The sequence below is a fragment of the Nocardia sp. NBC_00511 genome, from assembly GCF_045161165.1.
GTDB lineage: Bacteria > Actinomycetota > Actinomycetes > Mycobacteriales > Mycobacteriaceae > Nocardia.
The window spans coordinates 808,632-829,605 of the sequence record NZ_CP107849.1; the positions used below are offsets into that span (position 1 = coordinate 808,632).

Consider the following 20,974-nt stretch of genomic DNA (forward strand, 5'->3'; position numbering starts at 1 on the left):
CGCACCAGCGAGGATCGCATCGCATGACCGATCAGCCCACCGGGCCCGACGAGGCTCGCGACCGGCCGCAGCACCCGGAAACCGAAGCAGCACAACCCGATTCGACGCCCGACCAGGCGGCTGACGCGAACGAGGAGACTATGAAGGCGGCCGAGCCCAGCCACGACTTCGAACAGTTCCGCGACGATCTCGAGGCCGTCGAACGCAAGATCGCCGGTGAGATCGACCCGGGCCTGCGCGCCCTGGTGGTCGCGGGCGCGATCTTCGTGCTGCTGCTGTCGCTGGTGCTGCCGCACGCGGGCAAGACCCGCGGCTTCGACATTCTGATGTTCGACACCGTCGCTCAGGCCGACCACATCGGACTGCCGTCCCGGGTCTTCGAATGGTTCGTGGTGATCTTCGGCATCGGCTTCTCGGTGCTGGCCCTGATGACTCGCCGCTGGCTGCTGGCCTGGATCGCGGCCGCGGGCACGGCCATCTCCAGCGTGTTCGGCGTGCTGTCCATCTGGCATCGGCAGACCCCCGGGCTGGGCAACTACCACGGCGCGGGCCCCGCGATCGGGTTGATCCTGGCCACTATCGCCGCGGTGGTGCTGACCTTCCACTGGGTGCGGGTGATCTGGAGTCGCACCTCGGTGCACCTGGCCGCCGAGGAACAGCGCCGCATCGCCGAGAAGGCCTTGGAAGAGGAACGCCGCCGCAAGCTCTTCGGCGACGACTGAGAATTTCACGCGCAGGCCCGGCGGTCACCGAATGCGGTGGCCGCCGGGCTTTTTCGTGCGGTCAGTGCTCGACGCGGTCGGGGCGGTAGGCGAACCCGGCGGCCATCGCGGCCAGGCCCGCGACCACCATGTACAGCCAACCCGCCCGAAAGTCGGTCATGGAACGGTGCGCGGTGCTGCCGAGGATCGCGGTCAGGATCGCCACGCCCAGCGCCGAACTGGTCTGTCGGGCCATCATCAAGGTGCCCGAACCCAGCGAGATCTGATCCGCGGGCAGCAGCGTCGACGCCCCGAACAGCGGCGGTTGCAGCAGGGCCGTGCTCGCACCGGCCAGGATCGAACCCGGAATCATCACCAGCGCATACGAATCCGAGAATTCGGTGGCCAGCATCCACCAGGCGCAACCCAGCGCGATGGCCGCACCACCCAGCACCGCCGAGGTCCGTGCCCCGACCCGCGCCACGAAACGGCCCGAGAACGGCGACATGAGCAGGCAGCTGATCGGCATCGCGGCCACACCCAGCGCGGCCCGCAACGTGGAGTAGTGCCACTGCTCGGTCATGAACAGGGTGGCCTCGAGGATCATGGCGGCGAAGGCCAGGTAGTAGCAGAACACGCCCAGGGTGGCGATGCGGAAAGGGCGGTGGCGCAACACGATCGGGCTCACCACCGGATCCGGATGGTGGCGCACGTGGCGGACGAACAGGGCGGTCAGGACGATCGCGGCCGCCAGGCAGCCCAGGGTTCCCGGTGCGGTGTAACCCCAGTCGGGGGCCTGCACGAACACCGTCGTGAAAGCCGCCGTGGCACCGAGGATCAGGCCCGCGCCCAGCAGATCCAGCCGACGGCCGCCGCGCTGGCGGATATCGGGCAGCACGCTCAGCCCGAAAACGAACGCCACCACCGTGAACGGCACATTGAGCAGGAAGATCCAGCGCCAACCGGCTTGCAGCAGCAGACCACCCAGCACCGGACCGCTGGCCCCGCCCGCCGCCGCGATCGCCGTCCAGATGCCCATCACGGTGGTGTGCTCGCGTTTCGGGAACACCGGCAGCACCAGGCCGAGACCGGTGGGGATGAGCAGCGCGGCGGCCGCGGCCTGTAGGACTCGGGCACCGATCAGGATTCCGAGGTTCGGGGCCAGGCCGCAGGCGATCGACGCCAGCCCGAAAAGCGCTATGCCGAGCAGGAATCCGCGTTTGCGCCCGGTGTCGTCGGCGAAACGACCCGCCGGGACCAGCAGGGCGGCCATCACGATGGTGTACGCGTTCAAGGTCCACGACACCGCGCTGGTCGAGGCGTTCCCGAAGGACTGTTGCAGCGCCGGGAAGGCGACGATGACCGCGAAGAGATCCAGGATGGCCAGGTACTGGGCGACGGCGGCGATCGCCAGCACCCGCCAGCGGCGTGGGTCCGGGGGTGTATCCGCCTGGGGGAGCGGGGTGTTCGGGTCGGCTGTCGTGGTCATGCCTTCGACTATTCGGCGTTCCGGGCGCGGCCACGAGTGGCAGGAATGCCACACTGCGCTAGATTCCTGACAGGCTCGGGCGTAGCGTGGGGAAATGGAATCCACCGGTCCCGGCACGCTCGCCGTCGCGGTCGCACCCGGGATGCCGATCTTCGAGGTCGCCATCCCGTACCAGGTGTTCTACGAGCCGCCGCTCGGCGTCGACCCGGACAACTGGTATCGCTTCCAGCTCTGCGGCCCCCGCGACACCGGCCACGCCACCCTGCGAGATCCGTTCGTGGCGTTGACCGCTCACGACTACGACGACCTGATCCGCGCCGACACCGTCATCGTCCCGTCGGTGCCCGACGTGCGCGAGGAACCACCCGCCGACCTGGTCGACGCCGTCCGTGCCGCCTACGAGCGCGGTGCGCGCGTCGCCTCCCTGTGCACCGGCGCGTTCGTCCTCGCCGCCGCAGGACTCCTGGAGGGTCGCCGCATGACCACGCACTGGCGGCACATCGCCGCCCTGCGCGAACGCCACCCGCGCTTGGACATCGACCCCGGCGTCCTCTACATCGACGACGGCCGGATTCTCACCAGCGCGGGCACCATGGCCGGAATGGACCTGTGCATCCACCTGATTCGCAAGGACCTCGGTTCACACGCCGCCAACGCCGCCGCCCGCTACCTGGTCGTCTCACCCCACCGCGCCGGCGGCCAAGCCCAATATCTGCAATCCCCGGTTCCGGCCACCCCCGCCGACTCCGGCCTCGCGGAAACCCTCGAGTGGGCGCTGTGTCGCCTCGAAAACCCGCTCACCGTCGCCGATCTCGCCACCCACGCCAATATCAGCGAGCGCACCCTGGCCCGCCGCTTCCACGCCGAACTCGGCGCCACCCCACTGCAATGGCTGCTCACCCAACGTCTGATCCGCGCCCGAGAACTGTTGGAAGCCACCGACCTTCCCGTCGACGCCATCGCCGCCCGCTGCGGCCTCGGCACCGCCGCCAACTTCCGCACCCACTTCAATCGCGAAGTCGGCATCGCCCCCAGCGAATACCGTCGCTCCCACCGCCCCACCCGCCACGAGGTGATCACCGCCCCGGCGGTTTCGGGCTGACCGGAACTGTTCGGAATCCGAGTGTGGTCGTCCCACGTCGGATTTCGAGGCCGGGAGTGAATCATGTTGCGGGCATGCGGAAATAGATCAGCCGCGGCGGGCGAGGATGTACTCGCCGAGCAGGTCGTAATCCTCCGGCGGGAGGCCGTCGTCGAGTGGCACGGCCACCGCGACCGTGCCCTCGTCCTCACCGACGAACAGCGCCGGGTCGTTGCAGTCGGCGAATCCGATGGCGTCGATTCCGGCCTGGGCCGCGCCACCGCACCAACCGTGGTCGGCCACAACCAGATCCGGGTCCGGTTCACCGGAGCGCCGTAGCTCCTCGAGCACGAGGCGAATCGGTTCGGCGGAATGGGTGTGGATCGCGCCGCCCGCGTCGTTGAGCGTCGCGACGCCGAGGAAGTACTCGATCTCCAGACGTTTGGTCCCGAAACGTGAATCGCCGTCGTAACTCAGCCCGTCTCCGGGCTCGATCACCGTGCCCCCGGCGGCCGTCAGCGCCACCGCCAACTGCTGATACAGCCGAGCCAGTCGATTGGGATGCCCCGTCGCGAACAACACCCGCTGCCGTTCCCGCAACGCCTTGTCGAACCGCGCCGCATACCGATCCAACGCCGCCACCGTCAGCTCCGGATCAATGGTGTCCACACCCCACCGATAGTCCCGCCGCGCATCCACCCCGACGAGCCGCACCATCAACCCCAGAATGGCGTCCGCGTCCCACTGCGGCCCCGGATCCAACCCCAGCAGATAATTCGGATCCCGCTGTGCCAGCCGCCAATAATGCGACAAATTGTTCTCCCGAGGCGTGGCCACCCGCCCCGCCATACCCGTCCGCACCAGGTGCGCGATCAACTCTTCCCGACTCGGTGCCATACCCCGAGCCTAACCAGGATCCCACCGACGTACCGGTCGTGAACGGCCGCAGGAACTCTCGCCGTACTCCGGGTGTCGGCTGGGCTCGGCGGACCGGCCGAATCGCCGATCGCGGTCTACGGGCTGGCTCCGGAAGGGATTCGGATTGTGTGCCAAGGGGATTCACACGCCGAACCCGCCGGTGACGGGTGCTCACCGGCGGGTTCGGGTGGTGCTTTCAGCGCTGGCTGACCGCGCCTTCGGCGGCTTCGGCCCATTCACGCCACTGCTTGGCCTGCTCCAGGGCCTTCTCGGCGTCGCGGGTCTTGCCCGCGGCCTGGGCCTTGGCGGCCTGCTCCTCGAATTGGGCTACGCGCTCACGGAATTGGGCGGCGCGGGCCATGGCCTCGGGGTCGGAGCGACGCCACTGCGCGTCGACGGCCTCACGGACCCGCTTCTCGATGGCGCGCAGGCGAGACTCCAGGTCGTGCATGCGCTCCCGGGGGACCTTGCCGACCGCGTCCCATTTCTCCTGCAGCTCACGCAGTCCGTGCCGGGCGGCGTCGAGGTCGTGATTCGGGTCGAGGTGCTCGTAGGCCAGCAGCAGTTCTTCCTTGGAGTGCGCGTTCTCCTCGAACTCGTGGTCGCGTTCGGTGGCCGCCGAGTTGCGGGCGGCGAAGAACACGTCCTGGGCCGCCTTGAAGCGACGCCACAGCTGCTCGTCGGCCTCGCGCGGGGCGCGACCGGCGGCCTTCCACTCACCGAGCAGGTCGCGGAAGATGGCCGCGGTGCCCGCCCAGTCCGTGGAATTGGAGAGTTCCTCGGCGCGCACGCACAGGTCTTCCTTGTGCGTCTTGGCCGACGCGCGTTCGCGATCCAGATCGGCGAAGTGGGCGCCGCGGCGGCGGTTGAACGCCTCGCGGGCCTTGGAGAAGCGCCGCCACAGCGCGTCGTCGACCTTGCGGTCCACGCCGCGAATGGTCTTCCACTCGTCGAGGATCTCGCGCAGCCGGTCCCCGGCGACCTTCCACTGGGTGGAGTCGGCGGCGATCTGCTCGGCCTCGGCGGCCAGTACTTCTTTGCGCTCGGTTTGCTCGTGCCGGGAGCGGTCCTTCTCCTCCTTGGCGTGCGCGGCCGCCTCGTCGGAGTGCTCGATGATGACGCGCAAACGGGCGGTCAAACCGTCGATATCGCCGATGACCGATGCGGTCGGCAATGTTTCGGCAAGCGCGGTGGCGGCCGTCTTGGTCTTGCGGGCGTCGGTACCGGCGGCCAGGCGGGCCTCCAGCAGTGCCACCTCGGTGGCCAGATCGTCGAAGCGGCGGCCGAAGTGGGCCAGGCCCTCGGTGGTGTCACCGGCCTGCCAAGAACCGATGACGCGTTCACCGTCGGCGGTCTTGACCCAGGCGGTGCCGTCCTCGTCCACCCGTCCCCACTGGCTGGGATCGCTCACACTCGGTACGACGACCGGGTGCGGGTGCGGGTGGGCCAGGCCGGGAGTGGGTTTGACGGCGTGGGGTTTCGGGGACTCGGGTTTGCGGCTCGGGCCCCCGGGACGGGGTCCGGCGGCGGCCGCCGGGGAAGGTCGTGCGCTCTCACTCGACGGGGTCGGCGCGGCGCCGGGCTTGGGCGTCGGGGTCGGCTCCGGGTGGGTAGCCTGCTCGTTTCCGTTGTTCTCGGTCATAGCTCCTCGTCCCTGCCGCGCGTCACGGCTGCCTGGTTACGCCCTAGCTCATTCGTCTAACTGATCCCATTCAACCAGGCTGAGATGGGAAATGCTGTCTTTGAGCGCACCTGGGTGGCGCGGCGACCCGGCCGGGGTGGGGCTGGTGTGGTGCGTTAGCGCTACGGTTGTCGGCGTGTTCCGTGTTGCGTCGCTGGTCCCCTCGCCGCCCGTGCTGGTTCCCGAGCTCGGGGGTGCTGCGGGCAGTGCCCCGGACGGGCCGGTGGCAGGGCTGCGAGCTGCGGTTTTGCGGGCCGCAACGGAATTGGGGGCGGCCGCGACACGCTGGATCGTGGTGGGTGTCGCCGATCCCGAGGACGGTACGGGCGTTCCGGTTTCGGCCGGAGTGATCGGTGCTGAGGCGGTCGGCACATTCCGGGGATACGGCGCGGATGTGCGTGTCGGTTTGTCCGGTTCGGTATTCGAGGGGCCTGCGGATGCGAGTCTGCCGCTGGCCGCGCTCATCGGCGGCTGGGTGCGTGCTCAGGTCGCGCCGGACGCGGTCGCGGAATGCCGTTTGATCTCGGCGGATGCCTCGGCCGACGAATGCCTGACCTTCGGCCGGAACCTGCGCGCCGAACTCGATGCCGAATCGGACGCCACCGGTGTGCTGGTGATCGGTGACGGCGCGGCCACGCTCACGACGGCGTCTCCGCGCTATCTGGACGAGCGGGCCGAGGCTGCACAGGAAGTCCTCGATACCGCCCTGAGTGCGGGCGATCGCGCGGCGCTGGCGGCACTCGATACCCGGCTGCACACCGAACTAGAGGTCGCGGGCCGGCCCGCGTTCCAGGTGCTGGCGGGGCTGTTCGCCGTCGATCCTGTCGATCCCCAGGTTGAAACCCTCTACACCGCAGCACCTTTCGGCGTCGGATATCACGTCGGCGTGTGGCGTCCCGGGGTGGCGCGATGACCCGGCCCATCGCGGTGGTCGGACCGACTGCCACCGGGAAATCGGATCTGGCCCTGGACCTGGCCGAGCGCCTGGACGGCGAGATCGTGAACATCGACGCCATGCAGCTGTATCGCGGCATGGATATCGGCACCGCGAAACTGCCGCTCGCGCAACGCCGCGGAATCCCGCACCATCAACTCGACGTGCTCGACATCACCGAAACCGCGACCGTCGCCTCCTATCAAAATGTCGCCCGCGCGGATGTCGAAGCCATCATGGCGCGCGGCCACACCCCGGTCATCGTCGGCGGCTCGATGATGTACGTGCAAGCACTCCTGGACGATTGGGATTTCCCCGCCACCGATCCGGAGATCCGCGCCCGCTGGGAAACCGTGCTCGCCGAACGCGGCACAGTCGCCGTCCACGAGGCTCTGCGTGCCGCCGACCCGGTAGCGGCCGCGACCATCCTGCCGACTGACGGCCGCCGCATGGTCCGGGCCCTCGAAGTCGTGGAACTCACCGGCAAGCCCTTCGCGGCTTCCGCCCCGCAGATCGGCGAACCCCGCTGGGGCACAGTCATCCTCGGCGTCGACCGCGAAACCGCCGAGCTGGATGCCCGCATCGACCTCCGCACCTCCCTGATGTTCGACTCCGGCCTGGTGGAGGAAGTCCAAGGCCTGATCCCGAAGGGCCTGCGCCGCGGCCAAACCGCCCGCCGCGCAATCGGTTACGCCCAGGTCCTCGACTACCTGGACGATGAATACGATCTCGCCGAGGCCCGCGAACGCACCTTCATCGGCACCCGCCGCTACGTTCGCCGCCAACGCTCCTGGTTCCGCCGCGACCAGCGTGTGCACTGGGTGGACGGCGCGGACCCACACCTCGCGGACACCGCACTGGCCATTGTGCGAGACCACAGCCGGACTCCGCAGCAGGAGTCGATCACCAACCCATAGTCGGCCTCGCACTGGAGGATTCGATCAAGACTCGGGTGCGGCCTGCTCGCCCTTGCGAGTGAGTGCGGTGAGCGCGGCCAGATGAGCGTGATACGCGGTGCGGCCCTCCGAGCTGAGGCCCAGCCAGGTTCTCGGTTTACGGCCCACGTAGCCCTTGGTGACATCGAGGTATCCGGCTGTCTCCAGCGCGGTCATCGCTTTGGACAGTGTTGATTTGTTCAGGTCGCACATGTCGGCGACGACGAGAAACTCCGCTTCCGCGCAACCGTCGAGGAATGCCACCAGTTTCAGCCGTGGCAGCGAGGCGAACAGCTCGTTCAGCGCGTCCACGGTCAAGACTTCCCGGCGAGGATCCGCGGCCGCGCCTGCACGAACCAGATCCATCCGCCCAGCACAACACTGGACACCACCCGGATCCATACTGCCGGACCGGAAACCGCGAACCCCACCAGCGGCACCACCAGGGTGACAACCAATATCGCGATGATCTGCGTCCGCTCCGCCATCGGCAGCGGGACGATGCCGCGGTCCCGCTGAATTCCCCGCTGCCGCCGCACAAGCGTGAAATACACCCAGCCCGAACAGATTCCGCCGACCAACACGACCCATCCGAGCGGCCTACCGACCCCGTCCTCAACCACCGTGCACAGCAGCAGAACAGCGAGCGCCCCCGACACCCCAGCCGCCACGGGCTGCCACCTCGAAAGTGCGGCCGCCTCGTGCGCCTGCCGCGTGGCAGCGGCAGCGATGTCCAATGCTTGCTGAGGGGTCTGCGAGTCCTGCATGAGGCGACCATACGCAAACAGGTTTCCAATTGGCAACCAGTTTCCCGACCGTGATCGGCCATCAAACGTTCGGCTGAGCCCTACGGAGTGAGATTTCCAGCGTCGCGGACTGTTTCATCGCCCCGGGCGCCTCCATCGACTTCGGCGCACTGGGCCGCTTCGATGACGTGGACGGGATCGCGAAGGTCTTCGAATCCTGGCCTGCGGTCACGACGTCATGGTGAGAAGATCCTTCCCACCATGACGTACATCAGGGCAGTGGCAGTTCGGTATGAAGACGATCATTTTCCAGGGTGGGTGGCGGCGGAGTTCCAGCTGGCGGACGGAAGCACCGCCAGTTTCGTCGCGAAGGTCCCCGAATTTCAGGAGCGCGCCCGACTGACTCGCGATGCCGCGTACCCGATCCCACTGGAGATCGAGTGCGACCTTGCGAGCATCGACCGACACCGTGGGATTGCCACGGTCGACCTCTGTCTAGGCATCGGCCTCTTCGAGGTCGCACTCGACCAACTCGGTAGCCTGCCCGACGCCTGAGATGTTTTCTCGCTGAGGCGAATGCGGCCGCGGCCGCGCCGGTCAGGTCTCCCGTCGGCTCCGCCGCCCACCGGATCTGTATGGAACGAGCCGTGTGTGGAAGTGGCGGCTAAATCGACCGACGGTTTGCGCGCTCTCGATATTCCGGTGTGTTTCGTGCCTTTTCGAGTGCCCGTTGACGGAATTTCTCCGGATCGCAGTCGTACTCGCTGCACATCTTCAGCCAGTGCTCAAGCCTTCCTGCAACTTCGGCCTCGGACAACACGTAGCGCCCCGGGCCGCCGTGGCATATCAGGTTCGGTGAGTCGCGGACCCTCGTCATGTCCAGGCCGTGCAGATACAGCAGGCCGGCCTCGATCATCCCGTCATCTGGCCAGCTCATGTCTGGAGCATGTTCAACCCAAACCACAGCCCAGTCGTGTGCTGCCTCACGAGTGGTCACTCCAGCGACGACCTGTCGCCACACGACCTCGATTGCCGAACGTCGAGGTGGCGCAATCGCATTGGGCTCCATGCAACGAACAATATCGCCGAACCAATTCGTGTCAGTCGGTCTTTCAGGACGTCTTCTGGCCCACCGCGCGCAAAACCTCCGCGAGCCAGACGAGATGGTGTCCAATTGCGCGGTCCGGTTCAGCGAGTAGGTCTGTCAGATGTTCCCATGACCAAGAGAGCTGACCGACGGTCAGGTTGGACGGAACCGTGGTGACGTCGTACAGCTCGTCTTGCGGGATCGACCAGAAGTAGTCCTGGTCCAAGTGGATGATGCCGCCATCCGTGGCGGCTTCGAGATGGTCCAACAGCAAGTTGAACGACCTGCGCAGCTCAGCGAGGGATACGTGCAGTTGCCCTTCGGTCATGAGCACAATCATGACCGGACAGTGGGAATGCCCGGGGCTCGGCAAATCAGCGTGTTCGGTTGGGGTTCGGCCGCTGTCGGTGTCGGTGGTGTCCGGTTGGATGGCGGTGTGAATGAACTGCTGCGTCGGCTTCCGGATATTTCGATGCTTCGTGATCGTTGCCGGGCTATGGCGATGCTCGACGCGATTCTCAGTCCGGAGTGGGGGGATCGGTATTACTCGTTCAACAGTCGGTGGGCGGAGGGGGAGGAGATGGCTTCGATGCGGGATGGGTCCGGGAACGACTGGTTCATCGTGTTTTCCGCGGACGGCGTCTACGGGCGGGGATTTGATCATGAATCGTCTGCTGCACCAGGGGTTTTCGATTCTGTCCCTGCGGTGTTCGGTCGCTTCGTCGCCGAGCCCGCCTTCGCCGATCATGACGGTTCGCCGCTGGCGACGGTGTGTTTCTGGCGTGAACCTGGCGATGCCGGGTGGTCCGTTTCCGATGCCGGTTCCGACGTGCACGACTTGTTCGATGTGTTGGTCGCGGGCAGGCCGGAAGACTATGTGGAGTGGGCTGCGGAGTACTACGGAACCGAGGTCAGTGTCGAGGCTGTTCGGCACGTGTATGCGTTGCGGCCGCTGACGCCGACGCTGGTTGCGGAGCTCAATCCGGAGCTGGGCCTTCTCTCGGTGGAGGAGGATGTCGTCGAGATCGGCTACCCGCGTTGAGTATTCGATGCGGAGCGGTCGGCACGGGCGGTAGCGAGGACACTCCGCGAGCTGGGGACACGCCATGAGCCCGCCCGGGATGTCGGGTGTGCGCGCTACGTTGCTGGGGTGACGCGCCGGGTGAATACTCGCAATGCTTCGGTTCAGGTGTGGCAGGAGTATCTGAACAATCGGTCGAGACGTGTGCGGGACGGACGATTTCTGGTGCACGGGCATCGGGCTATTTCGTGTGCGCTCGAATCTCGTTGGCCGCTGGAGACTCTCGTGTATCGGCTGGGGGCGCCGGAGCCGTCGCCGTGGGCTCGGCAGGTGCTGGAGTCCAGTGGGGTGCCGAGTGTGGGGTTGGTGCCGGAGGTGATGGCGGAGTTGGCGGAGCCGTCGGGGGCGGTGCCGGAGTTGGTGGCGGTGGCGATTTCTCGGCGGGCGGAGCTGGAGGATTTCGCGCCGGGGACACCGCAGGATCCGCCGGTTGTCGTGGTGGTGGATCGGCCGGGATCGGCGGTGCGGCTGGGTGGGTTGATTCGGTCGGCGGTGGCGTTCGGGGCGCAGGGGGTGGTGGTGACCGGTACCGGCGCAGACCATTACGACCCGCAGAGTGTGCGGGCCTCGGAGGGGGCGTTGTTCTCGGTTCCGGTGCTGCGGGCATCGGGTCCCGTGCAGGTGAGCGCCTTCCGGGACCGGCAGCGGGCGCGCGGCATCGAGACCCGTATCGTCGGTGGTGACGATCATGGCGGGATCGCTCTCGACGAGCTCGAATTCGGCGGCGCGACCGTCCTGGTCTTCGGCGACGAAAGCGAATCACTCGGCGCGGCCTGGCAGCAGGTGTGTGACGAGCTGGTCTGCATCCCGACCGACGGCACCCTCGGTGTCCCGGCGGCCGCCGCCGTGGCCCTGTACGAGATCTCCCGGCAGCGCCGGGCTTTGCGGTGAGGACACATGAGCGACAACAGCGCGGCTGACATCGAATTCAGCAAGGGACACGGCACCCAGAACGATTTCGTGGTGCTGCCCGACCCCGACGCGTGGCTGGAACTGACCGAGTCCCGGATCTCCGCGCTCTGCGATCGGCAGCGTGGCCTGGGCGCGGACGGGGTGCTGCGGGTGGCTCGCGCGGGCGCGCTCATCGAGAACGGCGCGCTGGCCGCGCTGCCCGAGGACGTCGTCGCCGAAGACTGGTTCATGGACTACCGCAATGCCGACGGTTCGATCGCCGAGATGTGCGGCAACGGCGTGCGTGTCTTCGCTCACTACCTGGTGGCGACCGGTCTCGAGGCGCGCACCGAGTTCGTGGTGGGCAGTCGTGCGGGCGCGCGTCCGGTCGTGGTGCATCACGCCGATCCCGTGCACGGTGAGGTGACGGTGGCGATGGGCAAGGTCAAGGTGCTCGGCGATTCCGTCACCACCCTCGACGGCCGTGAGTTCACCGGTCTCGGCATCGACGTCGGCAATCCGCACCTGGCCTGCGTGGATGCCGCGCTGACCCCGGCCGGGCTGGCGGAGCTGGATCTGACGCGTGCGCCGGGCTTCGACCACGCCTTCTTCCCGCACGGCGTGAACATCGAGATCCTCACCGCGCTGGGCGTCGGCTCCGACGGTGAGCGCGGCGTGGACATGCGCGTCTTCGAGCGCGGGGTCGGCGAAACCCGTTCCTGCGGAACAGGAACCGTGGCCGCGGCGGCCGCGGCGCTGGCTCGTGACGGCTTCGATCTGGCCGCCGACACCGGTCACATCGAGGTCCGGATTCCGGGTGGCGCGGTCACCGTCGGCATCGAGAACGGCGCGGCATGGCTGCGTGGTCCTTCGGTGCTGGTGGCGTCGGGTCGAATCTCGGCCAAATGGTGGCAGGAGTCCTGATCTCCGGCGCGCCCTGAAATAACCGAATGCGGGTTCTCGTTGGGACGTGGGACCATGGAGGCGTATGAGTAATTCAGAAACGTACGAGTTCACTCCCGCCGAGGAGATCACCGACGACGCCGACACCGGCCGGAACGGCTGGAAAGCCGAACCCACCGTCGGTGAGCTACAGCTCGACGACCGCAGTGCGCTGCGTCGCGTCGCGGGTCTGTCCACCGAGCTCGAGGACGTCACCGAGGTCGAATACCGGCAGCTGCGCCTCGAGCGCGTGGTGCTGGTCGGCGTCTGGACCGAGGGCACCGCCGAGCAGGCCGAGGCGAGCATGGCCGAGCTGGCCGCTCTCGCCGAGACCGCTGGTTCGGAGGTGCTCGATTCGCTGGTGCAGCGTCGCGACAAGCCGGACAAGTCGACCTACCTCGGTTCCGGCAAGGCCGAAGAGCTGCGAGCCCTGGTGCTCGAGACCGGCGCCGACACCGTCGTCTGCGACGGTGAACTGAGCCCCGCGCAGCTGACCGCGCTGGAGAAGGTCGTCAAGGTGAAGGTCATCGACCGCACCGCGCTGATCCTCGACATCTTCGCCCAGCACGCGACCTCCCGTGAGGGTAAGGCGCAGGTCTCGCTGGCGCAGATGGAATACATGATGCCGCGCCTGCGTGGCTGGGGTGAGTCCATGTCCCGGCAGGCCGGTGGTCGCGCGGGCAGCAACGGTGGTGTGGGTCTGCGTGGCCCCGGTGAGACCAAGATCGAGACGGATCGTCGTCGTATTCGTGAGCGAATGGCCAAGCTGCGCCGTGAGATTCGCGAGATGAAGACGGCGCGCGACACCAAGCGCGCCCGGCGTACCGCCAGCGGTATCCCGCAGGTCGCGATTGTCGGCTACACCAACGCGGGCAAGTCGAGCCTGATGAATTCGCTGACCGACGCCGGAATCCTGGTGCAGGACGCGCTGTTCGCCACCCTCGATCCGACCACCCGCAAGGCGGCGCTGGAAGACGGCCGCGAGGTCGTGTTCACCGACACCGTCGGTTTCGTCCGGCACCTGCCGACGCAGTTGGTCGAGGCGTTCCGCTCCACATTGGAAGAGGTGACGGGCGCGGACCTGCTGCTGCATGTGGTGGACGGTTCGGATCCGTTGCCGGATCAGCAGATCAAGGCCGTGCGCGAGGTCATCACCGACGTGCTGCGCGACACCAAGACGCAGTCGCCGCCGGAGTTGCTGGTGGTCAACAAGATCGACGCACTGGATCCGCTGGAGGTGACCCGCCTGCGCGGCTGGCTGCCCGAGGCGATCTTCGTCTCCGCCCGCACCGGGCAGGGGATCGAGCAGCTGCGTGATCGGCTCGCCGAGATCCTCGGCGGCCTGGATGTGGAGGTCAGCGTGCTGCTGCCGTACACGCGCGGTGACCTGCTGGCTCGAATCCACGCCGACGGCAAGATCATCAGCTCCGAGCACGAGGAGACCGGCACCCGGGTACGCGCCCGCGTCCCGAATTCCTTGGCCGGACAGCTCGTGCAGTTCGCGGGTGCGGGTGAGGCCGCGGAGGGCTCACCAGCCTGAGCCGCTGTCAGGCCGAGGTCGTGCTCCGCTCGTCCTCGGCCGCAGCGGATTTCGTGATCAGCTCACGGAAGGTCTCCACCACCTGATCGTGGTAGGCGCGCATCAACGAGTCGACCAGGTCGAGGTCGAGCGGCTCGCCGTCGGTGGCATCCGGTAGCCGCAGCTCCAGCAGGGTTCGCACCACCAGTACATGTCCGGCCGGTTCGAGGGGTCCGTAGAACGCGGGCCCCGCCTCCGGCACACTCAGCAGCATTTCGCCGACTGTGTTGAACAGCGCGAGCGACCCGGGCTTGCCGAGGATGGCGAAAGCGCATCGCAGCGCGTGCAATTCGGCCGCCATGATGTCGGTCAGATCGGCCTCGTCATCCGCGACCAGCAGTTCGAGCTGGTTGAGCGCGTGCAGCGCCGGAGTGAGGTCGTAGCGTCCCGGATCGGCCGCGAACAACCGCACCGCCTGCATCACCAACTGATGGTCGATATCGATGATGTCGGCGAAACAGGCCGCCGCCCGCTCCGGAACCCGATGCGCGAACCGGAACACGATGCGCCACATATCGATTCCGCCGTACAGCTGAATATCCCGCACCAGATACCCCAGCCCCCGACGAGGTTCCGCGAACCCGAGCGCCGCGAGCCTGCCCAGCGCATTGTTGGCCGTAGGTGTGCTGGCCGCGAACTCGGTCGCCAACTGCCGCACCGACGGCAACAGATCACCGGGCCGGTAGATCCCCGCCGCAATGCGGTAGGCCAGCTGCTCGGTGATGTCGTCCACGATCGTCGGCTTCGCCACCGGCGGATTGTCCCACGCGCGTCGGGCCCGCTTTCTCACCCGAGTCCGAATAGGTGCCGCGCGGTCTGGATGGGACGGATTCGCGGAACTGCGGCGAGACAACGATCGGTAGGTCGATCCCGATATTGTCCGAGCGACAGTCGTCTGGAAAGTCTGTCGGCAGTATGCACCCTCGCGGGTGGAACCTCGTTTGCCGCACAGCCCGGAATTCCCGGGGAGCGAGACCAGATGGTTCCGACGAGCCCCGGTCCCGGTCAGTCGGATGATCCCGGCGAACTCCTGCGCAAATCACACGGTCCTCGGCACTCTCGGTGGTGGTTGCGTGCACGAGGAGGTGCGGTGTGGATGATCCAGTGGCCGAGTACCTGGTGGTGTTCCGGCAGTTGCGGATTCCTACCATCCCGGCCCGGTCGAGGTGCGGGAGTTGACTCGCGATGAGTTGCCTCGGGAATACCTGGAACTCGTGCACCCCGGTGCCTGACCGGACAAACTCGGCATATGGAAGGCGATTCGGACATGACTGAGCATTCGGGGGTCGCGCAGCGGCACGCGGATATCGCGGCGATGCTGCTGGATCGGGTGGGGGATGAGCGCCTCGGCTTGCGCACCCGGGAGCGGGACTGGACCTGGGACGCGGTGGTGCGGGAGTCCGCGGCGCGCGGGGAGTTGGCGCGAACGATGCGGCGGGACGGGCCCTTTCATATCGGCGTGCTGCTCGACAATGTGCCGGACTTCGTTTTCTGGCTGGGTGCGGCGGCGTTGGTCGGCGCAACCGTGGTGGGTATCAATCCGACGCGTGGTGACGCCCAGTTGGCGGCCGATATCCGGTACGTGGACTGTCAGCTGATCGTCACCGACGTGGCGGGGATGGCGCGGCTGAAGGGTCTGGATCTCGGCCTGGAGCCGGATCGCTTTCTGCTGGTGGATGATCCGGGCTACGCGGCGCGGCTCGAACCGCATCGGGTGCGGCCGCAGGCGTTCGCGAGCCCGGAGTCGTTGCTGCTGTTGCTGTTCACCTCGGGGACCACCGGCACCTCGAAGGCGGTCAAGTGCAGTCAGCGTCGGCTGGCGGTGATCGCCTACGCGGCGAGCGACAAATTCGGGCATATCCGCGCGGACGTCGACTACTGCTGCATGCCGCTGTTCCACGGCAACGCGATCATGGCGCTGTGGGCTCCGGCGCTGGCCAACGGTGCGACGGTCTGCCTGATCCCGAAGTTCTCGGCCTCGCAATTCCTTTCGGATGTGCGGTATTTCGGCGCGACCTTCTTCACCTATGTGGGCAAGGCGCTGGGCTACCTGCTCGCGACCCCGCAATCGCCGGATGACGCGGACAACACCCTGGTCCGGGGTTTCGGCACGGAGGCATCCGTCGCCGATCAGGCCGAGTTCCGGCGCCGCTTCGCAGCCGAGCTGTTCGAGGGTTACGGCTCCAGCGAGGGTCCGGCGCTGGCCGCCCTGGATCCGGCGGCTCCGGCGGCGGCGCTGGGGCGGCCCGCGCATCCGGGTGTCGCGGTGGTGAATGCCGCAACCCTGCTCGATTGTGCCCGTGCGGAAATCGATGAATACGGCCGCGTCTTGAATCCGGACGAATCGGTCGGCGAGATGGTCGACAAAGCCGGTGCGCTGGTATTCGAGGGCTATTACAAAAACGATGTGGCCGATGCCGAGCGTTTGCGCAACGGCTGGTATTGGACCGGCGATCTCGGCTATATCGATGCCGCCGGATTCCTGTATTTCGCGGGCCGCCAGGGCGATTGGCTGCGGGTGGACGGCGAGAACACCTCCACCCTGCTGATCGAGCAGGTGCTCCGGCGGCATCCCGCCGTCATCGCCGCGGCCGTGTTCGGCGTGCCCGATCCGCGCTCCGGCGATCAGGTGATGGCGGCCATCGAGGTGGCCGACCCGAGCACCTTCGATACCGCCGCGTTCGCCGAATTCCTCGCTGCCCAAGCCGATCTCGGCAGCAAGGGTGCGCCGCGACTGCTGCGCGTCTCGGCGAATCTGCCGGTGACGGGGTCCAACAAGGTGCTCAAGCGGGAACTGCAAACCCAGTCGTGGCGCACCGGCGAACCGGTGTATCGCTGGGCGGGACGCGGCAAGCCCGAATACGCCCCGTTGACTGCGGCGACCAGGGCCGAGCTGGAGGCCGAGTTCGCCGCATTCGGCCGCGCGCACCTGCTGTAACCCTCGCCCGATGCCCTGCGTGGACTTTCGTTAACATCTAGTTGTCGAAAGTCCGCAGGGAGGGTTTTGTCTTGTCACGCAATGACAGTCATTTGTCGGTAATCAAGACTTCGCAGGGGCTCACAGACGGTGCGCCGTTGCATGTGAATCTGTCCGATACCGATCGCCGCATTATCGATGCGCTCATCGCGCCGTCGCGCGTCTGGTTCAGTCCGCGTTTCTACGGGCTGGACAACTTTCCGCTGCAGGGGCCGGTGCTGCTGGTGGGCAATCACAGTCTGGCCGGTGGCACGGACGCGCCGCTGCTGGCCCACGAGATCCTGGAACGGCACGACCGGTTGGTGCGGGGGCTCGCCGAGAACGTGCTGATCGATGTGCCGGGGCTGCGGGACGTGCTGCACCGCTGGGGCATCGTGCGCGGTAATCGCCACAACTGCACGACGCTGCTCGAGCAGGGTGAGGCGGTCGCGGTGTTCCCGGGGGGCGGCCGGGAAGCCATGCGCGGCAAGGGACAGAAGTATCAGCTGCTGTGGGAGGGCCGCACCGGGTTCGCGAAGATGGCCATCGAGACCGGTGCGCCGATCGTGCCGATCGCCATGGTGGGTGGCGACGACATCTACGACATCATCTTCGACGGCGACCATCCGGTGATGACACCGATCCGCAAGGCGGTCGAGGGGCTGGGTCTGCGCTCGAGCCTGACGCCGCCGCTGATCCGCGGTCTCGGGCCGACGCTGGTGCCCAAGCCGGAACGCTTCTACTACTCGCTCGGCACCCCGATCGACACCAGCCCGTGGCGTGACGCCGAGGACCTCGAGGTGGCCGCCGGTGAGCTGCAACTGGTGGTGAAGAAGGCGCTCGAGGGTGAGCTGGATTTCCTGCTCGCCGAGCGTGACCGTGACCGCGGGCGCAGCCTGCTGGGTCGCACCCTCTCCGCGTTCGGTCTCTGACGCCGACGCCCCCGATCGCCCGGTAGGTTTACCGGCGTTCATCAGCTCCGTTCCGCGACGTCAATGGCGACAGTCGCTGTTCGGACCGCTTTCTCACCCCTTGAAGTTAACCTCCATTCGGTTTTCGAGTACCGTATCGGGTACCGGCGATGGTGCCGTTGTGGTCACTGTAGGAGGTTGGCGTGGAGCGCACCCTTTTCGAACCCGAACATGTTTTGTTCCGGGAGTCGTTCCGTAAGTTTCTCGATCAGCACGTGGCCGCGAACCACGAACAGTGGGAGCACGACGGCATCGTCGACCGCGCGGTCTGGCTGGAAGCCGGCAAGCAGGGCTTCCTGGGGATGGCCGTGCCGGAGGAGTTCGGCGGCGGCGGGGTCAAGGACTTCCGCTACAACGCCATCGTGACCGAGGAGGTCACCAAGGGCTTCTACTCCGGGCTGGGTTTCGGCCTGCACAACGATGTGATCGCGCCGTATCTGCTGGAGCTGGCCAATGACGAGCAGAAGCGGCGCTGGCTGCCGGGCTTCTGTTCCGGTGAGATCATCACCGCGATCGCCATGACCGAGCCGGGCACCGGATCGGATCTGCAGGGCATCAAGACCCGCGCGGTCAAGGACGGCGACGACTGGATCCTCAACGGCTCCAAGACTTTCATCACCAACGGCATCAATGCCGACATCGTGATCGTGGTCGCCCAGACCGACCCGTCGAAGGGCGCGATGGGTTTCTCGCTGCTAGTCGTCGAGCGTGGTATGCCCGGATTCGAGCGCGGCCGCAACCTGGACAAGATCGGCCTCAAGGCACAGGACACCGCCGAGCTGTCGTTCGCCGACGTCCGCGTCCCCGGCAAGAACCTGCTGGGCACCGAGGGCCAGGGCTTCATCCACCTGATGCAGAACCTGCCGCAGGAGCGCCTGTCCATCGCCGTGATGGCCGCCGCCGCCATGGAGGCCTGCCTGGACCTCACCTGCCAGTACGTGCGTGACCGCAAGGCCTTCGGCAAACCCATTGGCGCACAGCAGAACACGCGTTTCGTGCTGGCCGAGCTGGCCACCAAGACCACCGCGGTGCGGGTGTTCACCGACCGTTGCATCGAGCTGCTCAACGTGGAGAAGCTGACCGTCGAGGAAGCCGCCATGGCCAAGTGGTGGAGCACCGAGGAGCAGCTCGACCTGATCTCCAAGTGCCTGCAGCTGCACGGCGGCTACGGCTATATGCGCGAATACCCGATTGCCAAGGCGTACATGGACGCTCGCGTGCAGACCATCTACGGCGGCACCACCGAGATCATGAAGGAGATCATCGGCCGCAGCCTGAAGCTGGCCTGACGCACCGCGTCCGGGCCGGGGCGACCCCGTCACTCACCCGGCCCGGACGGTGAATGTGGCTGTTGCCGTCAGTGTTCCGCCCGCACCCGCAGCAGGTCACCGCTCTCGGTGGCCAGCACCAGTTCGCCCGGGGCGTTCGGATCGGCGGCGACCGCGGTCAGTGGTTGCCCGGTCAGCATGGTGCAGGTCTCGTGGGTGCGGGTGTCGATGCGCACCAGCTGTCCGGCAGTGGTGGTGGCGTAGAGGGTGTCACCGACCGCGGTGAGGTCGTCGGGGAGCGCGGTCGCCGCCTGCGGCAGCAGATCCGCCGCGACCTCCGCGTGGTCGGGTGCGGCGATGGGGACGCGCAGGACGCGGCCGGTGAGGCTGGCGGTGACGGTGACGTAGACGTCCTCGCCCGCGACGGTCAGCCCGTTGAGGGTCATGCCGTTGACGCCGTCGGCGAGGTCGAAGTTCTTCGGCGCGGCCGCCGTCCAGGCCGGATCGAGCACCCCGTCCGCGCCGAACTTCAGCACGCCGAGCTGACTGTCGGCGACGTAGAGGTTTCCGGCGGCGTCGAAACCCATGCCGTTGGGCATGCCGAGACCGGTCGAGAACGGTTGCGCGGCAGGATGATCCACGCTGGGGTCGAATCGAACGATCGCGCCGTTTCGCGTACCGGGGATCAAATTGGTCGGCACCGCGCCCGAGGCCACGTACATCCAGCCGTCCGGCCCGAGGCGGACCGCGCCCGGGAACGGCACACCCACGACCGCGGTCAGCTGCCCGGACCGGTCGAAGCGCTGCACCTCGCTGCGCATGATCCGGGCGACCCACAGGTTGCCCTGTCGGTCGTAGCCGAGGTTCTCCGACCAGTCCAGTACCGGCACCGGTGCGGGCACAGACGTGAGTTGCACTGCCTGGCAGGAGTTCTCGTCGGCTGCGGCCTGTGGCGCGGTACTCGCCAGTGCGGGCGTGAAGGCCGCGAGGGCGGCGATCAGCAGTGGGATTCTTCGGCTCGCGGCCTGAGTGCCTCGCTGCACGGACGTCCCCTTCATTGATTTACGATACGACCCGTAAATTAAGTACCATGAGGCCATGCCAGGTCAACCAGCAACCGATTCACCGCGCGGCCGACCACGACGTCGTGAGGTCGACGACCGGATCCTGGCCGTCACCCTGGAGCTGCTGGCCGCACACGGCTATTCGGCACTGACGCTCGAGGCCGTGGGCAAGGCGGCCGGGGTGACCCGGCCGACGATCTATCGCAGATGGCCCGGCAAACCCGCCCTGGTCGCGCACGCCCTGGCCGCCGGCATGCCGCCGCTGAGCACGCCCGACACCGGCGACGCGTTGTCGGACCTGCTGGACATCGCCGTGGACTTCATCACGACCTTCGCCGAGAGTTGTTACGCCTCGGCAGCTTTCGTTCTGCACGCCGAAGCGCGTCACGACGCCGAACTGGCCGAGCAGCTGTTCGGCTCCTACCTCGCACCCCGTGCCGTGCTGGTGCACGGTTTGATCGAGCGCGCTCAACTCGCGGGCCAACTCCGCTCCGACCTCGCACCGGATCTGGTGCGAGACATCCTCTTCGGCCCCCTGATCTACCGCTGGCTGGTGGCCGGTCAGCCCATGGACCGCCCGGTCGCACGCCAGCTGGTCGAGATCTCCTGCCGCGCACTGGTTCCGATCAGCTGATCGATCAGGCAGCCCG

Annotated in this window: 22 protein-coding genes; 13 read left to right on the plus strand and 9 right to left on the minus strand. The window is 67.2% G+C overall.

Annotated elements, in window-relative coordinates; translation table 11 throughout:
• Nucleotides 1–140: 140 nt before the first annotated feature.
• Nucleotides 141–722, plus strand: coding sequence for a hypothetical protein (locus OG300_RS03865; protein WP_405498460.1), 582 nt, complete (start codon nt 141–143; stop codon nt 720–722).
• Nucleotides 723–783: 61 nt separating this feature from the next.
• Here OG300_RS03865 and OG300_RS03870 read toward each other — a convergent pair whose 3' ends face one another.
• Entirely contained in the window at nt 784–2,190 is a 1,407-nt protein-coding gene (locus OG300_RS03870; protein ID WP_405492195.1) for an MFS transporter, read from the minus strand.
• A 94-nt stretch (nt 2,191–2,284) separates the two neighbouring features.
• Here OG300_RS03870 and OG300_RS03875 point away from each other — a divergent pair, with 94 nt between their 5' ends.
• Nucleotides 2,285–3,292: a GlxA family transcriptional regulator gene (locus OG300_RS03875; RefSeq protein WP_405492197.1), complete on the plus strand. Its 1,008-nt coding sequence runs from the start codon at nt 2,285–2,287 to the stop codon at nt 3,290–3,292.
• Between the two features lie 87 nt (nt 3,293–3,379).
• Here OG300_RS03875 and OG300_RS03880 read toward each other — a convergent pair whose 3' ends face one another.
• Both OG300_RS03880 and OG300_RS03885 read right to left on the minus strand, forming a co-directional pair.
• Nucleotides 3,380–4,168 (minus strand): phosphatase, encoded by a 789-nt coding sequence (locus OG300_RS03880; RefSeq protein WP_405492199.1) that lies wholly within the window; start codon nt 4,166–4,168, stop codon nt 3,380–3,382.
• Between the two features lie 217 nt (nt 4,169–4,385).
• Nucleotides 4,386–5,831: a DUF349 domain-containing protein gene (locus OG300_RS03885; RefSeq protein WP_405492201.1), complete on the minus strand. Its 1,446-nt coding sequence runs from the start codon at nt 5,829–5,831 to the stop codon at nt 4,386–4,388.
• A gap of 175 nt (nt 5,832–6,006) precedes the next feature.
• On the opposite strand from OG300_RS03885, the gene OG300_RS03890 reads away from it, so the two are divergent.
• Together OG300_RS03890 and miaA are read left to right on the plus strand one after the other, a co-directional pair.
• Nucleotides 6,007–6,783: a hypothetical protein gene (locus tag OG300_RS03890; RefSeq protein ID WP_405492203.1), complete on the plus strand. Its 777-nt coding sequence runs from the start codon at nt 6,007–6,009 to the stop codon at nt 6,781–6,783.
• Entirely contained in the window at nt 6,780–7,721 is a 942-nt protein-coding gene (miaA, locus tag OG300_RS03895) for a tRNA (adenosine(37)-N6)-dimethylallyltransferase MiaA (RefSeq protein ID WP_405492205.1), read from the plus strand. Before OG300_RS03890 ends, miaA begins: the two co-directional genes overlap by 4 nt.
• Nucleotides 7,722–7,745: 24 nt before the next feature.
• Here miaA and OG300_RS03900 read toward each other — a convergent pair whose 3' ends face one another.
• On the minus strand, nt 7,746–8,105 hold the full coding sequence (locus tag OG300_RS03900) for a transcriptional regulator (protein ID WP_405492207.1): 360 nt from the start codon (nt 8,103–8,105) through the stop codon (nt 7,746–7,748).
• Complete coding sequence (locus tag OG300_RS03905; protein ID WP_405492209.1) at nt 8,054–8,506, minus strand: hypothetical protein; 453 nt, start codon at nt 8,504–8,506, stop codon at nt 8,054–8,056. Before OG300_RS03905 ends, OG300_RS03900 begins: the two co-directional genes overlap by 52 nt.
• Before the next feature lie 240 nt (nt 8,507–8,746).
• On the opposite strand from OG300_RS03905, the gene OG300_RS03910 reads away from it, so the two are divergent.
• Nucleotides 8,747–9,040, plus strand: coding sequence for a hypothetical protein (locus OG300_RS03910; protein ID WP_405492211.1), 294 nt, complete (start codon nt 8,747–8,749; stop codon nt 9,038–9,040).
• Between the two features lie 109 nt (nt 9,041–9,149).
• Here the strand turns inward: OG300_RS03910 and OG300_RS03915 are convergent, their stop codons facing one another.
• Nucleotides 9,150–9,554: a hypothetical protein gene (locus OG300_RS03915; RefSeq protein WP_405492213.1), complete on the minus strand. Its 405-nt coding sequence runs from the start codon at nt 9,552–9,554 to the stop codon at nt 9,150–9,152.
• A 43-nt stretch (nt 9,555–9,597) separates the two neighbouring features.
• Nucleotides 9,598–9,912: a hypothetical protein gene (locus tag OG300_RS03920; protein WP_405492215.1), complete on the minus strand. Its 315-nt coding sequence runs from the start codon at nt 9,910–9,912 to the stop codon at nt 9,598–9,600.
• 96 nt (nt 9,913–10,008) lie between these two features.
• Here OG300_RS03920 and OG300_RS03925 point away from each other — a divergent pair, with 96 nt between their 5' ends.
• The 4 genes from OG300_RS03925 (at nt 10,009) to hflX (ending at nt 14,026) form a co-directional block, all read left to right on the plus strand.
• On the plus strand, nt 10,009–10,614 hold the full coding sequence (locus OG300_RS03925) for a hypothetical protein (protein WP_405492217.1): 606 nt from the start codon (nt 10,009–10,011) through the stop codon (nt 10,612–10,614).
• 120 nt (nt 10,615–10,734) lie between these two features.
• The gene (locus OG300_RS03930) at nt 10,735–11,544 is read left to right on the plus strand and encodes a TrmH family RNA methyltransferase (RefSeq protein WP_405498461.1); all 810 of its coding nucleotides are present in this window, start codon (nt 10,735–10,737) and stop codon (nt 11,542–11,544) included.
• Between the two features lie 30 nt (nt 11,545–11,574).
• On the plus strand, nt 11,575–12,468 hold the full coding sequence (dapF, locus tag OG300_RS03935) for a diaminopimelate epimerase (protein ID WP_405498462.1): 894 nt from the start codon (nt 11,575–11,577) through the stop codon (nt 12,466–12,468).
• A 64-nt stretch (nt 12,469–12,532) separates the two neighbouring features.
• The gene (gene hflX, locus OG300_RS03940; protein WP_405492219.1) at nt 12,533–14,026 is read left to right on the plus strand and encodes a GTPase HflX; all 1,494 of its coding nucleotides are present in this window, start codon (nt 12,533–12,535) and stop codon (nt 14,024–14,026) included.
• 7 nt (nt 14,027–14,033) lie between these two features.
• Here the strand turns inward: hflX and OG300_RS03945 are convergent, their stop codons facing one another.
• Nucleotides 14,034–14,816 carry a GntR family transcriptional regulator gene (locus OG300_RS03945; protein WP_405492221.1) on the minus strand — a complete coding sequence of 261 codons (783 nt, stop codon included), beginning with the start codon at nt 14,814–14,816 and terminating at the stop codon, nt 14,034–14,036.
• A gap of 516 nt (nt 14,817–15,332) precedes the next feature.
• Between OG300_RS03945 and OG300_RS03950 the strand changes: the two genes are divergently transcribed.
• The 3 genes from OG300_RS03950 to OG300_RS03960 all read left to right on the plus strand — a co-directional run bounded on the left by OG300_RS03950 (nt 15,333) and on the right by OG300_RS03960 (nt 19,281).
• On the plus strand, nt 15,333–17,003 hold the full coding sequence (locus tag OG300_RS03950; RefSeq protein WP_405492223.1) for an AMP-binding protein: 1,671 nt from the start codon (nt 15,333–15,335) through the stop codon (nt 17,001–17,003).
• 143 nt (nt 17,004–17,146) lie between these two features.
• On the plus strand, nt 17,147–17,953 hold the full coding sequence (locus OG300_RS03955; protein WP_405492225.1) for a lysophospholipid acyltransferase family protein: 807 nt from the start codon (nt 17,147–17,149) through the stop codon (nt 17,951–17,953).
• 182 nt (nt 17,954–18,135) lie between these two features.
• Nucleotides 18,136–19,281, plus strand: a complete 1,146-nt coding sequence (locus tag OG300_RS03960; RefSeq protein ID WP_405492227.1) for an acyl-CoA dehydrogenase family protein — start codon at nt 18,136–18,138, stop codon at nt 19,279–19,281.
• A 68-nt stretch (nt 19,282–19,349) separates the two neighbouring features.
• Here OG300_RS03960 and OG300_RS03965 read toward each other — a convergent pair whose 3' ends face one another.
• Nucleotides 19,350–20,318, minus strand: coding sequence for an SMP-30/gluconolactonase/LRE family protein (locus tag OG300_RS03965; protein ID WP_405492229.1), 969 nt, complete (start codon nt 20,316–20,318; stop codon nt 19,350–19,352).
• Between the two features lie 40 nt (nt 20,319–20,358).
• Between OG300_RS03965 and OG300_RS03970 the strand changes: the two genes are divergently transcribed.
• A complete protein-coding gene (locus tag OG300_RS03970; RefSeq protein ID WP_405492231.1) occupies nt 20,359–20,958 on the plus strand; it encodes a TetR/AcrR family transcriptional regulator in 600 nt (199 codons plus the stop codon).
• Nucleotides 20,959–20,974: the final 16 nt, after the last annotated feature.

Coding starts and splice junctions, on each gene's coding strand:
- OG300_RS03865 (WP_405498460.1), top strand. CDS start 141: ATGAAGGCGGCCGAGCCCAGCCACGACTTCGAACAGTTCCGCGACGAT.
- OG300_RS03870 (WP_405492195.1), bottom strand. CDS start 2,190: ATGACCACGACAGCCGACCCGAACACCCCGCTCCCCCAGGCGGATACA.
- OG300_RS03875 (WP_405492197.1), top strand. CDS start 2,285: ATGGAATCCACCGGTCCCGGCACGCTCGCCGTCGCGGTCGCACCCGGG.
- OG300_RS03880 (WP_405492199.1), bottom strand. CDS start 4,168: ATGGCACCGAGTCGGGAAGAGTTGATCGCGCACCTGGTGCGGACGGGT.
- OG300_RS03885 (WP_405492201.1), bottom strand. CDS start 5,831: ATGACCGAGAACAACGGAAACGAGCAGGCTACCCACCCGGAGCCGACC.
- miaA (WP_405492205.1), top strand. CDS start 6,780: ATGACCCGGCCCATCGCGGTGGTCGGACCGACTGCCACCGGGAAATCG.
- OG300_RS03900 (WP_405492207.1), bottom strand. CDS start 8,105: ATGGATCTGGTTCGTGCAGGCGCGGCCGCGGATCCTCGCCGGGAAGTC.
- OG300_RS03905 (WP_405492209.1), bottom strand. CDS start 8,506: ATGCAGGACTCGCAGACCCCTCAGCAAGCATTGGACATCGCTGCCGCT.
- OG300_RS03910 (WP_405492211.1), top strand. CDS start 8,747: ATGACGTACATCAGGGCAGTGGCAGTTCGGTATGAAGACGATCATTTT.
- OG300_RS03915 (WP_405492213.1), bottom strand. CDS start 9,554: ATGGAGCCCAATGCGATTGCGCCACCTCGACGTTCGGCAATCGAGGTC.
- OG300_RS03920 (WP_405492215.1), bottom strand. CDS start 9,912: ATGATTGTGCTCATGACCGAAGGGCAACTGCACGTATCCCTCGCTGAG.
- hflX (WP_405492219.1), top strand. CDS start 12,533: ATGAGTAATTCAGAAACGTACGAGTTCACTCCCGCCGAGGAGATCACC.
- OG300_RS03950 (WP_405492223.1), top strand. CDS start 15,333: ATGACTGAGCATTCGGGGGTCGCGCAGCGGCACGCGGATATCGCGGCG.
- OG300_RS03965 (WP_405492229.1), bottom strand. CDS start 20,318: ATGAAGGGGACGTCCGTGCAGCGAGGCACTCAGGCCGCGAGCCGAAGA.
- OG300_RS03970 (WP_405492231.1), top strand. CDS start 20,359: ATGCCAGGTCAACCAGCAACCGATTCACCGCGCGGCCGACCACGACGT.